The sequence below is a fragment of the Acholeplasma sp. ORD1043 genome, assembly GCF_057808485.1.
The window spans coordinates 1-16854 of the sequence record NZ_JAQLOJ010000004.1 but is presented as its reverse complement, the minus strand read 5'-3'; the positions used below and the strand labels follow the sequence as shown (position 1 = coordinate 16854).

At 31.4% G+C, this 16854-nt stretch carries 15 protein-coding genes; 1 reads left to right on the top strand and 14 read right to left on the bottom strand.

Annotation, left to right across the window (positions count from 1 at the left end; translation table 11 throughout):
• Positions 1-7 precede the first annotated feature (7 nt).
• The 12 genes from polA to PG914_RS02170 form a co-directional block, all read right to left on the bottom strand.
• A complete protein-coding gene (gene polA / locus PG914_RS02225) occupies positions 8-2644 on the bottom strand; it encodes a DNA polymerase I (RefSeq protein ID WP_488822051.1) in 2637 nt (878 codons plus the stop codon).
• A 113-nt stretch (positions 2645-2757) separates the two neighbouring features.
• Entirely contained in the window at positions 2758-4164 is a 1407-nt protein-coding gene (gene ffh, locus PG914_RS02220) for a signal recognition particle protein (RefSeq protein ID WP_488822104.1), read from the bottom strand.
• Positions 4161-4475 (bottom strand): YlxM family DNA-binding protein, encoded by a 315-nt coding sequence (gene ylxM / locus PG914_RS02215; RefSeq protein WP_488822050.1) that lies wholly within the window; start codon positions 4473-4475, stop codon positions 4161-4163. The genes ffh and ylxM overlap by 4 nt, the downstream gene beginning before the upstream one ends.
• The gene (gene ftsY, locus PG914_RS02210) at positions 4475-5431 is read right to left on the bottom strand and encodes a signal recognition particle-docking protein FtsY (RefSeq protein WP_488822049.1); all 957 of its coding nucleotides are present in this window, start codon (positions 5429-5431) and stop codon (positions 4475-4477) included. The genes ylxM and ftsY overlap by 1 nt, the downstream gene beginning before the upstream one ends.
• Before the next feature lie 138 nt (positions 5432-5569).
• Positions 5570-6061: a thiol peroxidase gene (tpx, locus tag PG914_RS02205; RefSeq protein ID WP_488822048.1), complete on the bottom strand. Its 492-nt coding sequence runs from the start codon at positions 6059-6061 to the stop codon at positions 5570-5572.
• Between the two features lie 63 nt (positions 6062-6124).
• Positions 6125-6898, bottom strand: coding sequence for an ABC-2 transporter permease (locus PG914_RS02200; RefSeq protein ID WP_488822047.1), 774 nt, complete (start codon positions 6896-6898; stop codon positions 6125-6127).
• On the bottom strand, positions 6879-7622 hold the full coding sequence (locus PG914_RS02195) for an ATP-binding cassette domain-containing protein (protein ID WP_488822046.1): 744 nt from the start codon (positions 7620-7622) through the stop codon (positions 6879-6881). Before PG914_RS02195 ends, PG914_RS02200 begins: the two co-directional genes overlap by 20 nt.
• Positions 7623-7890: 268 nt before the next feature.
• Positions 7891-9681, bottom strand: a complete 1791-nt coding sequence (gene topA, locus PG914_RS02190) for a type I DNA topoisomerase (protein WP_488822045.1) — start codon at positions 9679-9681, stop codon at positions 7891-7893.
• Between the two features lie 177 nt (positions 9682-9858).
• Entirely contained in the window at positions 9859-10464 is a 606-nt protein-coding gene (gene rnhB / locus PG914_RS02185) for a ribonuclease HII (RefSeq protein ID WP_488822044.1), read from the bottom strand.
• On the bottom strand, positions 10448-11302 hold the full coding sequence (ylqF, locus tag PG914_RS02180) for a ribosome biogenesis GTPase YlqF (protein WP_488822103.1): 855 nt from the start codon (positions 11300-11302) through the stop codon (positions 10448-10450). The genes rnhB and ylqF overlap by 17 nt, the downstream gene beginning before the upstream one ends.
• 2 nt (positions 11303-11304) lie before the next feature.
• Positions 11305-13398 carry a DNA translocase FtsK gene (locus tag PG914_RS02175; protein WP_488822043.1) on the bottom strand — a complete coding sequence of 698 codons (2094 nt, stop codon included), beginning with the start codon at positions 13396-13398 and terminating at the stop codon, positions 11305-11307.
• Positions 13385-14164 (bottom strand): hypothetical protein, encoded by a 780-nt coding sequence (locus PG914_RS02170; RefSeq protein WP_488822042.1) that lies wholly within the window; start codon positions 14162-14164, stop codon positions 13385-13387. The genes PG914_RS02175 and PG914_RS02170 overlap by 14 nt, the downstream gene beginning before the upstream one ends.
• 123 nt (positions 14165-14287) lie before the next feature.
• Here PG914_RS02170 and PG914_RS02165 point away from each other — a divergent pair, with 123 nt between their 5' ends.
• Positions 14288-15100 carry a Cof-type HAD-IIB family hydrolase gene (locus tag PG914_RS02165; protein ID WP_488822041.1) on the top strand — a complete coding sequence of 271 codons (813 nt, stop codon included), beginning with the start codon at positions 14288-14290 and terminating at the stop codon, positions 15098-15100.
• A 111-nt stretch (positions 15101-15211) separates the two neighbouring features.
• On the opposite strand, the gene PG914_RS02160 is transcribed toward PG914_RS02165, so the two are convergent.
• Positions 15212-15973, bottom strand: a complete 762-nt coding sequence (locus PG914_RS02160; protein WP_488822040.1) for an SHOCT domain-containing protein — start codon at positions 15971-15973, stop codon at positions 15212-15214.
• Between the two features lie 12 nt (positions 15974-15985).
• Entirely contained in the window at positions 15986-16750 is a 765-nt protein-coding gene (locus PG914_RS02155) for a hypothetical protein (protein WP_488822039.1), read from the bottom strand.
• Positions 16751-16854 lie beyond the last annotated feature (104 nt).

Genomic DNA, 16854 nt, shown 5'->3' with positions numbered 1-16854 from the left:
CCCTCTTTTACTTTAGTTCATACCAATTCTTACCAGTGTCACATGATGTTGATAACTCAACCTTTAATGGGTAAGCTGTCTTCATGATCTCTGGTACCATTTGTTTCATTTCTTCTAATTCATCTTCTACACAATCTAGAATCAGTTCGTCGTGTACTTGTAAGATGAGTTTTGATTTCTTATTATTTTTAACTAAATATTCGTGAAGTTTGATCATGGCTACTTTGATGATATCCGCTGCAGAACCTTGAATTGGTGCATTTAACGAAGTACGCTTACCAAATTCTCTTACTGCATAAACTTTTGATTCAAGTTCTGGAATATATCTTCGACGTTTCATAATTGTTTCTACATAACCATGAGATTTCGCATATTCAACGATATCTTTCATATACTTTTTAATTTCCGGATAAACTTCTAAGTATTTTTCAATAAATGTCTCAGCCTCTTGAACAGAAACATTAATATCTTGACTTAAACTCCAAGCACCAATACCGTAGATAATTCCAAAGTTAACTGCTTTTGCACGACGGCGAAGTTCGGATTCTACTTTTTCAACATGGAATACTTTTTGAGCAGTTGAAGTATGAATGTCCATGCCGGTTTCAAATGCATGACGTAACTCTTTAACATCAGCCATATCTGCTAATACTCTAAGCTCAATTTGTGAGTAGTCAGCACCTAGTAAATAGTTCTTTTGACTTGGAACAAATAATTTTCTAATTTGTCTGCCTTCCTCAGTACGAATTGGAATATTTTGTAAGTTAGGTTCTAATGAGGATAGACGTCCTGTTAATGTTAGGGCTTGGTTGAAGATTGTATGTACTTTTCCATCTTCAAAAATTGAATCTTTGATACCAATTAAATAAGTTGAATAAAGTTTTGTTAATTGGCGATATTGAAGGATTTTATCAACAATAGGATGTTTATCACTTAGTTCATTTAAAACCTCTGCATCCGTTGAATAACCAGTCTTAGTCTTTCTACCATTTGGTAATCCTAATGTTTCGAATAAGACATCACCTAATTGTTTTGGTGAATCGACATTGAAATCAAGACCAGCAAGTTCAATAATTTCTTTCTTTAAAGTTTCAATTCTAGTGCTTAAATTAAGTGTTTGACGTTTGAGTTCAAGTTGATCAACATAAACACCTTCAAATTCCATGTCAGCAATTACATTTGATAACGGTAATTCAACGTCATTTAATAAATGTAGTTGTTCTCTTTCTTCTAATGTTTTAAGCGTGATTGGTTTTAATTTTGAAATAATCGAAGCTTTTTTAGCAATATGTTTTTGATAAAGCGCTTGATCCTCAGGTAAACCTTTCTTAGCACCTTTACCATAAATTTCTTCATCATATGATAAATCATTGATTTCAAAACTTTGAGCAATCGCGGTAAAGTCTTCTTTACCAATCGATGATTTTATGATGTATGCTGCAAGTAATAAATCGTAGGTGACATTAGAAAGCTTTATTCCTTGCCACATTAAGTAGACTTTCATCGCTTTAAAATCAAAGGCATATTTTTCATATGTATTTGATGCTAAATAGTTTTTAAGTACATCACTTTGAAGGAGTGTCTCTTTTGATACAAAGTAATGGTCTTTTCCATTTGATAATCCAATACCCCAAAGTTCAGCTTTATGATAATTAAACTCTGAAAATTCAAAATGGATTGATAAGTTTTCATTTAACACAGCAGATAATTCTGCTTCATTAGTAAGTTCTTTATATTCAAAGTCACTTGATTGATCAACTGTAAATAAAGTATCTTTTTTTCTAAAACCGATAACAAGTTGTTTTAATTCTAATCGTTTATAGAAATTGACTAAACCATCTTCATCCACTGGTTTTACTTCTATTTCATTTAAACCAAAAGGTAGTGGTGTATTCGTATCAATTGTTGATAATTCTTTTGAGAACATTGCTTGTTCATGGTAAGTTCTAATATTCTCACCAAGTTTACCTTTAATTGAATCTTTATTGGCAATCATATTTTCGATGGTGCCATATGTTTGAAGTAGTGAGACTGCTGTTTTTTCACCTACCCCTGGAACACCAGGAATATTATCTGAGGCATCACCCATTAAAGCCTTTAAATCAACAAATTGTTCATGCGTTAATCCATATCGTTCTAAGAGTGATTCTGGAGTATAATGATCAACTACTTTCATCCCACTTTTTAGCATATGGACTGTAATATTTTCTGATACAAGTTGAAGTAAATCACGGTCAGATGAATATACATCAACTTTATAGCCTTCTTTTTCTGCCATCTTAGCTAATGTTCCGATGATATCATCTGCTTCATATCCTTCAAAACTAAATTCTTTAATGCCTAAATAACCAATGAGTTCATGAATTAAAGGAATTTGCTGAGCAAGTTCTTCTGGCATTGCTTTACGTCCTGCCTTATAACCTTCATAAGCAAGGTGACGTTTAGTTGGTGCACCTGTATCAAACGCAATTAGCATATGGCTATCGGCAAGTTCAATAATTTTATCTAACATATTAGAGAATGCAAAAACGGCATTCGTGTAAATGCCACTTGATGTTTGTAACAACTTAGCCCCTGGATATGCTGTTGCATAATATGCTCTGAAGAGGAGTGAGTTTCCATCTACTAAAGTTAATCTTTTCATATAATCCACCCTTCTTTGTATGTTATTTTAACATACTACTTTTGAAATTTTTTCCACAATATTTGTGGATAAAATGAAAGGTAATTTCATTGCTGAAACTACCTCTTAATTTACTAGAATCTAAAGCCGCCTCTGTTTTTCCCTTTACCTTTTTTAACTTTGGTTTGTGGGATTGGCATGCTGTTTGGATTTTTAGACATTCTTTCAATATCTTTTTCATCCATTTTAGACATTTGTTTCATCATTGTTTTTTGTTGTTCTAATGCCTGTCTTAAGCGGTTTACGTCTGCTACTTGAACACCAGCACCTTTTGCAATTCGCTCTCTTCTACGAGAAGATTTTTCAATTAATTCAGGATGTTTTCTTTCATCTTCTGTCATAGATTGAATGATCACATTGATTCTATCAAACTGCTTATCATCGACTTGTGATAAAGCTTGTTTCATATTTCCAAGCCCTGGAATAAATCCTAAAATCTTAGAAATTGACCCCATACGCTTAATCATTTTAAATTGTTTTTGTAAATCTAGATAGTTATATGAGTCACTCATCATCTTTTCCATCAATGATTTAGCTTCATCTTCATCAATATTTGATGTCACTTCTTCAATTAATGTTAACATGTCACCCATACCTAAAATACGAGATGCCATACGTTCAGGATAGAATTGTTCTAAACTATCTGGTTTTTCACCACTTGATGCAAACTTAATTGGAATTTGTGAGATTTCTCTAATAGAAAGCGCAGCACCACCACGGGTATCACCATCCATTTTAGTAAGAATTACCCCAGTTGCACCAACTTGATCATGGAATGATTTAGCAACATTAGCTGCTTCTTGTCCCATCATTGCATCAACAGTTAATAATACTTCATTTGGATTTGCTATCTTTTTAACATCAATTAATTCTTGCATCATTTCACTGTCAATTGTTAATCGACCAGCGGTATCGATGATGACAACATCATATTTATTAGCTTTCGCATAATCAAGACCATTTTTTACGATCTTTCTTGCGTCTTTAATGCCTTCTTCATAAACATGAATGCCTAAACCTTTACCTAGGGTTACTAATTGATCAATTGCGGCTGGACGGTAAACGTCAGCAGCGATAAACATTACATTTTTCTTTTCTTTTTTTCTAATCCAAAGACCTAACTTACCAATTGCAGTTGTTTTACCTGAACCTTGAAGACCGATTGTCATAATCGTAGTCATACCGGTATTTGCGTAAATTAAACCTTCTGCTTCATCTCCCATGACTCTTTTTAATTCATCATGAACGATTTTAACAACTTGTTGTCCAGGATTTAAACCTTGAAGAATCTTTTCACCAAGCGCTTTTTCTTTTACATTAGCAGTAAATTGCTTAACAATTTTAAAGTTTACATCAGCTTCTAAAAGAGAAAGTCTAACCTCTCTCATCATTTCTTCAATGTCATCTTCATTTAAACGTCCGCGTCCAGTAACACGACGGACAAACATTTGTAAGCGATCAGATAATGAATTCGCCATTATTCATCCAACTTTCTTAATTCATCAATGTATTTTAAATCTTTTGTTTCTTCTATTTTGTCTAGAAGTTCTCTTCTTTTATTTGCAAGTTTAACAAGTCCTAACTTTTCTTCAAAATTGAGTAAATGTGTTTCTGCTTGTTTTAATTGGTCATGAATTGCATTTCTTGAAACATTATAGTTTTCTGCAATCTCAAAAAGAGATAAATCTAAATGGTAGTAATCTGTAAAATATTTTTGTTGTTTTTCAGTCAATAAACTACCATAATAACTAAATAATTGATTTAGATATTCAGTTTTCTCAAAGTTTTCCATTAAAAGAATCCTTTAAATAAATTATAAATATAATTTTCAATATCAAATGGTACTAAATCATCAATTTTTTCACCTAAACCCACATATTTAATGGGTAGATTATATAAGTGACGAATTGCAAGTACGATACCACCTTTTGCAGTACCATCGAGTTTTGTTAAAACAATACCTGTAAGCTCTGTGACTTCATTAAAGATATGTGCTTGATTCATACCGTTTTGACCGGTTGTTGCATCAATTACAAGTAAAGTTTCTTGTGGACTATCTGGTAATGCTTTTTGAATAACGCGTTTCATTTTAGCAAGCTCATTCATTAAATTAACTTTATTTTGAAGTCTACCTGCTGTATCCACTAAAACTAAATCATAGTTTTCTTTAACTGCTACGTTTAGTGCATCAAAGATAACTGATGATGGGTCTGAACCAGGATCTTTTGAAAAGAATGCAACATCCGCTCTTTTACTCCATTCACGGAGTTGTTCAATGGCACCAGCTCTAAACGTATCACCAGCAACCATCATGATTTTCTTGCCTTCTTGTTTGTATTGTTTAGCTAATTTACCAATTGTTGTTGTTTTACCAACACCATTGACACCAACAAATAAAAAGACATTGGTTTTACCTTCTTCAAATTTTAATGTTGTATCTACAAATTCATCTTTTAAGTAAATTTCAAATAATTTATCAACGATAATTTCTGATAACTGTTTTGGTGAATCAAATCCTTGACGTTTAACTTCATCACGCAATGCATTGGTAAAGTAGAGTACTGTTTCAACCCCAATATCTGCAGAAATTAGTAAGTCTTCGATTGAATCAAACAAGTCGTCATTAATGGCATCCGATTCATCTAAAAGTTTTTTTAGATTATCAAAAGAGGCTTTACTTTTATGTAAACCCATTTGATACTTATCATTCTTTGGTTTCTTTTTAAATAGATTGGCAAAAAACCCCATGTGTAATTCTCCTTTTTGCGTCGATTTATTATAACATGTAAACCCTTTTAACGTAATACCTTAGTATTACATTTAATATAAAATGAAAAAAATGAGATATTAATTATCTCATTTTCTTTCGACTTTAATTATTTATAATTAATGAAGTGTTTCGATAAACTCAAATACTTTATCATAATCTGGATGTTTACTCATCTCATCAAGATATTCAACATAGATAACTTCTCTTGCTTGATTTAAGATAAATAATGCACGAGCAAGCAATCTTTTCTCTTCAATCACAACACCATATTTAAACCCAAAATCAAGAGCAAAGTGATCTGATAAAGTTGTAATATTTAAACCCTCTTGACCACACCATCTTTTTTGAGCAAATGGTAAGTCAACCGAAATTGTTAAAATATCCAGTTTATCGTATGATGCTAATCTTTCATTAATTGTTCTTGTTTGTAGGCTACATACTGATGTATCGAGTGATGGTACCACAGATACTAATACATATGGTTTTTTATAGTCTTCAATTGACTTCCAAGAAGATGCATTATCCAGAGCTTTAAAACTTCCCGGTTTGTCACCGACTTTTAAGATTCGTCCTAAAACTGTAATTGGATTACCTTTCATAGTTTTCATAAATGAAACCTCCTATCATAATTACATTATATGTTTGAAATCAAATATGATATGAGAATATGCCTAACCATTTTTAAGATTCAACTTATGTGTTAAATACTTTTTAGTAATTAAGAAGCAAGCTATGCCAATCCCAAGTGAAATTACTGCATTAACGATTAAAACAGGTAAGAGTGATGCAAGTAATTGGTTTGGGTCTTCAAGTGTTAAAAGATTAGGATTAAAAGCTAAATTAATACCCAAATTAACCGCACTTAGAATTTGTGTTGCACCATAATAGATTAGGATAAATAAGAAGACATATAACCATTCTTTTGAATTAAAGCTAAACCCAAAGGAAAGCGCTGCATAAATCACTAGTATAATGACTAAAAATGAAATAAATGATAACAAAACAGTAAAGATTAAATAACCAAACATATCTTTTGATAAGTCATTTAACATCATGAGTTCATCCCAATTAATAATCTTTAGTAAGAACATGAATAAAAGACCAACTCCAAACATCAGTAAAAACATTAATACACCTGCTAAATATTTAGCTAAAATGATTTTAGTTTTACTAATCGGTAGTGTATGGGTAAAATACCCTTCATCTTTTAATACCGATGTATAGTATCTTCTTAAAACTAAGAAATATGCATAAACTATCATAGCAACAATACCAATTACTGTAAATGTTAATGTCGTATTATATAAATAATCAACTGCTACATTTGATTCTTTTAAAATCATAAATAGATATGTTGTTAATCCTAAGAAGATTGTACCTATTAACATCCATTTCATTTGATTAAAGTAATAGATGAGGTCCCATTTAAATAATTTCTTCATCATATTTAAAGACCTCGTTGAAATATTGACCAAGCGTCATTTGGTATTTTTTATTGAGATTTGAAACTGAATCATAATCAATGACCTCACCTTTTTTAAGTAAGATCGCCTCATCTAATTGTTGTTCAATATCTGAAATTTGATGGGTTGAAATAATAACCGTTGAATCTTTTTTAATATATTTTTTAATAATCTTCATAATAAAATCACGGCTTGCTGGGTCAATTCCATCTAGAGGTTCATCAAGAATGTATAAATCAACTTTACGACCAAGGATTAGTGATAACATCACTTTTCCTTTTTGTCCTTTTGATAACTGACCTAATCGTTTATTTAAAGGAATTTCAAATATTTTTAAAATGTGTTTAGCATCTTCACTGATAAAGTCTTCGAAGAAATCCTCAAACATCTTAATTGCATCACTTACCTTTTGAGTTGTATCTAGATAACTTCTTTCTGGTAAATATGCGACATGTTTTTTTGTTTCAAGTGAAATCTTTTCACCTTTAATTTGAATAAAACCTGCAGTAGGTGTGATGAGTTCATTCACTAATTTAATTAAAGTAGTTTTCCCACTTCCGTTTGGTCCAAGTAAACCAATCAGTCTATTATTTTCTATCTTTAAATTAATGTTGTTTAGAACTATCGTATCCCCATAAATTTTGGTGAGATTCTCGATTTCAAGTAGTACCAAAGTAATCACCTCTTCATGTATTGTTATCTTCATTATAGTATATAATGATCTTTTTAACTTAAAAAATAAAAAAAATCGACCCCCTGACTAAAGGCCAGGAGGTCATAAAGGGGATTTGTGTACCTATAGTACACTAATAGGGGATAAGTAGCACCCATTGGTATGGATGCACGTGTATTATATTCCCTAAATAAACCGAAGTAAAGATTATTACTTCAATATGTATTTTTTTACAAACTTTGAAAATTTTTTGGGTTTTTTACACATTTATGTGTGAGAAATCTATAGGATTTGACCACAATTATTTAACTTCATTTTGTTCGATATGACGACATTTTGGATAACCTGAACAACCATAGAACATGCCATATTTACTCTTACGAAGTACTAATTGTTTACCACATAATGGGCAAACTTTTTCTGAGATTTGTGGTTTAACTTTTTCCATTTTCTCATTAGCTATTTCTAGTTGTGGGATGAAGTTATCATAGAATGCTTTAAGTAATTTTCTTCCATCTACCTTACCTTCAGCGATTTGGTCTAGTCTAGACTCCATACGAGAGGTATATTCAACATCCATAATACTCGTAAAGAATTTTTGAAGTTCACGAACGGTTAAGCGACCTTGTTCAGTTGGTTTAAATCTACGCTCAACAACTTCCACATAATCTCTTGATTTTAATGTTTCAATCGTTGTTGCATAAGTTGAAGGACGGCCAATACCTTTTGCTTCTAATTCTTTAATTAAAGATGCTTCATTATAACGTGTTGGTGGTTGCGTAAACTTTTGGATAGCCTCAACATTTGATGCAATGAGTTCTTGACCTTGTTTTAGTTTCGGTAATACTTTATCCTTTGTCTTATCATTTAATACTTTTTGGAAACCATCAAAGACAAGTACAGCACCATCTGCTTCGTATAGATTACCTGATGCATTTAATGTTACTTTAGTTTGTTCATAAACAGCAGATGCCATTAATGATGCTAATGCACGATCATAGATACGTTTATAAACTTTAAATTCATCTTTATCTAACAATCCTTCAAGACTCTCAGGTGTTCTTCTAATATCGGTTGGACGGATGGCTTCGTGTGCATCTTGTGCTGAGTCAGACTTTTTCGTACGATAATGTCCCAAATAGTTTTTGCCGAATTTTTCTTCGATAAATTCATTTGTTGGACGCACAAATTCTTGACTTAAACGATCAGAGTCAGTTCTCATATAAGTAATCAAACCGACTAACTCACCATTAATTTCAACACCTTCATAAAGTTTTTGAGCAACTCTCATAACTCTAGATGATGACATATATAAATTATTAACAGCATCTTGTTGAAGTGTTGATGTGATGAATGGTGGTTTTGGATTGCGTTTTGATTCTTTAACTTCAATTGATTCAACGATAAATAAATTTTTAGATTTTGCAAGAATCTTATCTGCTTCATCTTTTTTAATCATATAGTCTCTTGGAATAATGTAATCTGCTTTAAAGCCATCAAATTCAGCATGAATTGTATAGTATTCTTCTTGAACGAACTTTTCAATTTCATCTTCTAAATCACAGATTAATTTTAAAGCGACGCTTTGAACACGTCCTGCAGATTTAGATTTAATTTTTGATTGAAGTAATTTAGATAATTTGAATCCAAGAATTCTATCTAAAATTCTTCTTGATTCTTGTGAGTTCACCAAGTCAAGATTAATTGGTCTTGGATGATTCATTGCTTCTAAAATAGCTGGTTTAGTAATTTCTCTAAAGATAATACGATTTGATTTTGTTAAGTCTAATTCTAATACTTGAGCTAAGTGCCAAGCAATTGCTTCCCCTTCTCTATCGGGGTCGGTTGCAAGAAATACTTCTTTACCTTTAGTTTTCTTTAAAAGTTCTTTAACTAATGCATTCTTACCACTAATCACTTTATAATTAGGATCAAAGTTATTTTCAACATCGACACCTAGACCATCTTTACCACTAGTGGCTAAATCTCTAATATGTCCGACTGAAGATAACACAATTACTTGGTTCTTAAAGTAACTGGCTATTGTCTTGCTCTTTGCTGGTGATTCGACGATGATGACTTGTTCAGACATACTAAAAACCTCCCTTTTTCTTTGCATCTTTACCTCATACATTATATAAGGATATGATATTATGTCAAGCGTTTAAAATCAGCATTTTTCCCTTCTATATAAATGTATTATATAGAAAGAAATTTATCAAAATTTCACACAATTTTTGTCCAAATAAAAACCATGACATGCATGGCTTTATTCCTTTATATATTGACTAACAGGTTTGAACGTAATTCTGTGAATTGGTGATGGTCCAACTGCTTTTAATTGTTCTAAATGATGTTTGGTTCCATAACCTTGATTTTTCTTGAAACCATAATCTGGATAAATTAAATCATACTGCTCCATAATTTCATCTCTTGTTACTTTAGCAATAATACTTGCTGCTGCGATTGATAAACTTTTTTGATCGCCTTTAACAATTGATTCGTGAGCTAAATCAGGTAGTGTCATAAAATCAGTTAAGATAAAGTCTGGTTTGACTTTTAAATCTTTTATCGCTTCCAAGAAAGCAAGTCTTGCTGCTTCTAAAATATTTATTTTGTCAATGACCTTCTCAGAAACAATACCAATACCAATCGCAATCGCTTCATTTTCAATGATTTTCTTTAACGCTTCACGCTTCTTTTTTGATAAAGCTTTTGAATCAAAGACTTCTTGATGATTAAAGTCTGGTTTTAAAATGACCGCAGCAGCAACCACCGGTCCTGCTAAAGGTCCTCTTCCAGCTTCATCACAGCCAGCAATTAACTTAAATCCCTGGCTCCAATATTTATTTTCAAAATCAAAGTTGGCGTGCATCAAATGATAAACTTCCTAATGCTTTAGATCTTATGTCCGTTAAGATAATTGAAAAGATGCGATCATAATCATATTCTCCACCCTTAATTTTAGCTCCTCTGACATCACCAATTTTGTCGATGATTTCATGTTCAGTTAAAGATTCTGGGTTTTCGATATTATATCTTTCAGTTAATCTTCTTGAATAATGTTTCTTTATATAAGATAGCGCGTAGACTACAACTTTATCAATTGGTAAGGTATCATCTTTAATTGCACCAGTTACAGAAAGTGCATAACCTACTTTTTCTTCTTCGAACTTTGGCCATAATACACCAGGTGTATCTAACAATTCAAAGTTTTCATTAATTTTAATCCATTGTTGAGCTTTAGTTACCCCTGGTTTATTTCCAGTAACTGTAACTTTTTTCTTCACCATTTGATTGATTAAAGTTGATTTACCAACGTTTGGTATGCCTAAGATCATGCCACGAATGACTTTAAATTTCATACCTTTCTTAAGAGCACGTTCAATTTTATCGACTAGGATTTCTTTTGAACGAGCATAAATTTTATCTACATTAAAACCTGTTTGACTATTAATAGGTAGGGTATAAAATCCTTGTGCTTCGTAATACTTTTGCCAATACTCTAATGAACGGCGGTCTGCTAAGTCCATTTTGTTAAACAGTAAAAGCGTTGGTTTATCACCAACGATTTTTAAAATTTCTGGATTCATTGAAGAGTATGGAATACGAGCGTCTAATAAAACATAGACGATATCCATAAGTTTGATTTTTTCTTTGATTTCCCTTAAGGACTTAAACATATGTCCAGGAAACCATTGGATTTGTTTCATCATTATACAATGCCTGCTTGCTGTAAGATTTGTTCTAATTCATCAAATGTGACTAAAACTTCACGTGCTTTGGTGCCTTGAGATGTGGATACAATTTCATATTGTTCTAGTAATGATACTATTTTTTGAGCGCGATTGAAACCAATTTCGAATTCTTTTTGAATTGTGTTAATTGAACAGTTTTGTTCACGCACAACAAAATATGCAACTTCGCTAAATAAATCATCATTTACAAGTTCTTTTGCTTCTACTCTTGTCTTTAAATCATCATGGCGAAGAATATATTCTGGACCTCTTTGATCTTTAATGAAATCAATGACTTGGTCAATTTCATTATTAGAGATAAATGCCCCTTGAAGACGAATTGGACGTTCAGCTTCTTTTAATAACATATCCCCACGGCCTAACAGTTGTTCAGCACCGGCACTATCTAAAATCGTAATTGAGTCGGTAAATGACGCCACACGGAAGGCAATACGGGTTGGAATATTTGATTTAATCGTACCACGTACAACGTCAACCGTTGGTCTTTGAGTTGCAACCAGTAAATGGATACCTGCAGCACGTGCCTTTTGAGTAATTCTTTGGATCGCATCCTCAACATCATGAGCTGCAACCATCATAAGGTCTGCTAATTCATCAATCATAATAACGATATTAGGCATTTTAACATCATCTACATATCCTTTTCTGATGTTTTCATTATAAGAACGAATGTCTCTAGATCTAGAATCTGCAAACTTCTTATAACGAGATTCCATCTCATCAACAACCCAATTTAATGCAGTTGCTGCCATCTTAGGATCAGTGATGACTGGTGTAATTAAGTGTGGTAAATCATTATATGGTGTAAGTTCTACCATCTTAGGGTCTACTAAAATTAGTTTTAAGTCTTCCGGCTTATTTTTCATGAGTAAAGAAACTAAGATTGTGTTCACACAAACTGATTTACCAGAATTCGTTGCCCCAGCAATTAAACCGTGCGGCATTTTAGCAATGTCAACATAGATATTTGTACCATCAATGTCTTCACCTAATGCAACACGTAAAGGATGATCAAAATCATTTAAAAAGTCATCTGTATCAACTACATTACCATATGAAACAATGTCGGCAACTTGGTTCGGCACTTCAATACCCACGAATGGTTTACCTGGAATTGGTGCTTCAATACGTAGTGTTTTTGCAGCTAAGTTCATCATGATATTATCTTGAATAGCTGTCACACGTTTAACTGGAACCCCAGGTTCTAAGGATATTTCATATCTTGTAACTGTTGGACCTTTTTTAGATCCGGCAACTTCACCATCAACTGCATGGTCTTGTAATGTTCGATTAATAATTTCAATTTGATCTAATAACCATTGAGGTTTTTCATCATTGTTTCTTTGAGTCTTTTTAAAAATAGAAACTGGTGGTAATTGGTATTGTTTAGAGAGATTGGTTGATGAAGACTCATAAGGTTTAGGTTTTTCAACTTTAGGTGTAGAAACAACAGTTTCTTTTCTTGGTTGAACAACCGTTTCTTGAAAATCAGAAACTTCTGGTTCATAAGCATCAGCACCAAAATTGGCTTTAATCTTAATGCCTTTTTCAGTATCTTCACGTTTATGCGTTTCGATTTTCACATCATCTTCATAATCGCCATCTTGTTCAACTGTTCTTGTTTTCATCCACGATGGTAATACACGTGTGGTATCAATCACAGGTTGTGGTTTAAATGCTTCTTTCTCTTCTACCACTTTAACTTCTGGTTCATTTGATTTTTTATAAGTATCAACACCAAATAGTTCTTTTCTTGTTTCTTTGGAGATAAGCGAGTCGTTGAATTCATAATACTTAGAACCATTCTTTTCGGTTGCTTGTTTTTGATCCATTTTAGGTTGTGTTCTAAATGCATCATATTTTTTAACTTTATCCCCGATGACATGAACAACAAACGGAACAGAAACTTCATCTTTTACATCACTACCAAAAAGCGGAGATACAAAGCGTTCTTTTATATATTTATGTGCACCTCTAATACCATCAATTTTTGGAATTTGTGGAATGCGGAAGACTTCTAAAATTTGTTCTTTGTTTTTATTCTTCTTCACCTTTGTTATCCCCCTTCATTGCATTTTCGATATCATGATAGATATCTTCAATACCAGAATCAAGTTCACGAACTTCATTAAATACTTTCTTAGAATAGATTTTATATGTCTCTTCACCAGTTAGTGAAATAACAACAAGTCCTAGTTTCACAAGAATGACGTTTGTTAAATTACCAACCACTAATCTTTTAAACCAATATATAGGATTAATTACATTAAGAGCCATAAAAGTTTTATCCCAAATTTGCTTAACTTTCCATTTATTTGTAGTCTTTACAATTAAGTTATTATCAAACTTTACTTTCGCATCATTTAATGTCATTAATCTTCTTAAGGTAAAACCCTTTAACATTTTTAAAAGTGGTTTATCTAAAAATTCATTTAAACGATTAGATACATATCTCATTAACAAAATAGATTCATCAATTGTTAATTCTAAAAATGGATACTTAGATTTTGGATAAAACTTAGTTGCAATATCCTTAGACAAATCAAGCGTCGTATTTAATAAATGCGGTCCATAACCAACTGCATTTCTTTTTTCTTTATCTTTAAACACTTTGTGTGCATCATCAATTAACCATTTAATTTCTTTTTCATCGATATCTTCAACATCAGCTGGTCTTTTTTTAGCTGATTTATTTAGTGATGCGATTACAGCAACTAAATACCATAAAGATACAATTAAAATACCGGTAAAGACACCAGTGAAAAAAGCAAGAAGCCATCCTATATCAATTGTTATTGGGCCTAACTGAAATTGCATTTACTAAAAAACCTACCTTCTTTATATAATTATACTATAATTATGAGAATTTTCTAAGTCCTTTGATGCTTGTTTAAAAGCTGGAGTTATGCGATAATAGGGAAGACAAAGGAGTTGGACATTATGGATAAACACTTAATTGCATTAGATATGGATGGAACTATCTTAAATAGTGACTCTAAACTAACTGATTTTACAAAAGAAACTTTAAAAAAGGTGCAAGATTTAGGTCATTTGGTTGTTATTTCAACAGGTAGACCATATCATGCTTCTGTAGATTATTATCACTCAATTGGCTTAACTGGTCCCATTATCACTGATAATGGTGGTAATATTAGAGAACCTTTAAACCCAGAATTCCAAACAGTTATCGATGGAATTCCAGTAAAAATTCATCATGAAATCTTTGAATTTTCAAAACCATTTATTGAATCTGCCTTCTACTCATATGGAGATTTTGTATATTCATTTAAACACCTAGAAAGATTACATAATATTTTCTTAGATTCTCAAAAAGCAACCATCATACATGCTGATTTTAGTGAATATGATCATAACCCAACAGGTATGATTTACCTAATTGATATCGCCTTTAAAGATCAATTTGAAAAATATTTAACTGTTGATATGAATGAATACGTTAACTTTAGATTATGGGGTGCAGATAGTAAACATGCAATCTATGAAATCTATAAACGCGGTTCTTCTAAATTATCTGGTATTCACTGGGTTGCAAGACACTACGGTGTAAAAGAAGAAAACATTATGGCATTTGGTGATGGACTAAACGACATTGAAATGCTATCAGGTATTAAAATGGGTTATGCAATGTCAAATGCTAATGAAGAAGTTAAAGAAAAAGCCTCTAAGTTATTACCTTATTCAAACGATGAAGATGGTGTAGCTAGATTCTTAATTGAATATTTCAAGTTATAACATTAAAGAGTTCTTTTATAGAACTCTTTTATTTTCCCTTTAACTTATGTTAAGATAGGTTTAACTATTCATACAAAAGAGTTCGTAATAAAAGGCCTCATAAAGAGACCTTCACTGTTTTAAAAATTCTGATAAAATATCTTTCTTCTTTTCGTTATATTCTTCTTGTGTAATATAACCTTGATCATATAAACTTCTAAGTTTTTCAAGTCTTTGAACAACTGTTTTTGATTCCAATAGAATATTTTCTTGAGGCATTGACTTAATTTTAGTTTGACCAGATGAAAACATCCATTTACCCCCATCATCTAGTGATATTGCACTTGCAAAAATGAGTGCAATAAAGGCAGGTATATAAATAGCTATCGCAAAAATCTGATTGAAGTAAATACCAACTATAATAGGCATAGCAGCAGTTATAGAAATTGTTCCAAATAAGAAATATTTAATAATTCTTAATTTTAAGAAGTTTTGAATTCTTACAATAAATAACACTAATGTTATTGTTAAGAAATAACTATGAATTGTTTGTGTTAAATCCATGATGATATTTTCATCATATGGCGTGATATCAACTAACGTATGTGTCCAATAATAATTTCTTGTTTCAATTGATTCCATTAAACTTAATAAATTACCGTTAGCAATCGTAAAGCTTAATACAAACGCTATTGCCAAAAGTGTAGTCGCAGTTATTTTATATGCTCTCATTGGTATAAAAACCAATCCAAAGCTTACTGCAATAAGCAAATATAACAGTGTATATGGCCAATTAATTATTGTGTTGAAATAGGTTAAGTCTTCATTGATGACAATAATTGTCAAACTTAAGAAAAATATTGAAACAAATAAATACGGAATTTTCTTTATCATTATTCTTTTCCTCTAGATTTGATTAATTATTTCTTTACGTTTATCATCATACTCTTCTTTTGAGATGAGTTGTTTTGACAGTAAAAATTCTAATTGTTTCAATTTATCTTCAATACTTAATTCGAAATTGTTTACATTTGTATAAACTTTAGTTTCTTTGATTTTTGGTACATAAATCTCTTCTTCACTTAAATCAAGTCTGACCACTAATATTAAAATTACATAGGTTGCAATAGCTAAGAGTGATTTGAAGTAATGTTCAACAGTATGTATATCAGACATAATTGTTAACAATAAACGAATGACACCAGCACCAATCAATAATCCCATGATGATATGTTTGGCTGCAACAAATCTTTTAAAGTTTTGAATCTTAACTATATAAATGATATATACTGCAATGAGAATTGTATCAAGTAGTAGACTAAATGTTTGAAGTGTAATTAATTGTAAGTATAATTCAATTGTATTGTAGTTTGGATATATTAAACTTATTTCATTCGTATATTGTTCCAAATACATATTTAATAAACTTGTCGTGCCAACTAATTGTAAAAAAATCATCCCTGATGCAACTGCTAATAAAACGGTGGCAGTTACTTTCCAAGCATTTTTATTTTTAATCACCGCTAAAACAAAGGTGGTTCCTAAAACAACATTGGTAATAAAGGCATATGGTAAACCATAAAACCCATATTGAAAATAAGAAATTAAAATTAAAAAAGATTGAACATAAAACAAAATTGACAATGTCAAAACTAAAGCTTTTTTATTCATTTATATACCTCTGTAATTTGATATTTCAAATTGATTATAACATATATTATGGAATGTGTCATTTATCATAATAAAAGGCCTCATAAAGAGGCCTTTATTATCTT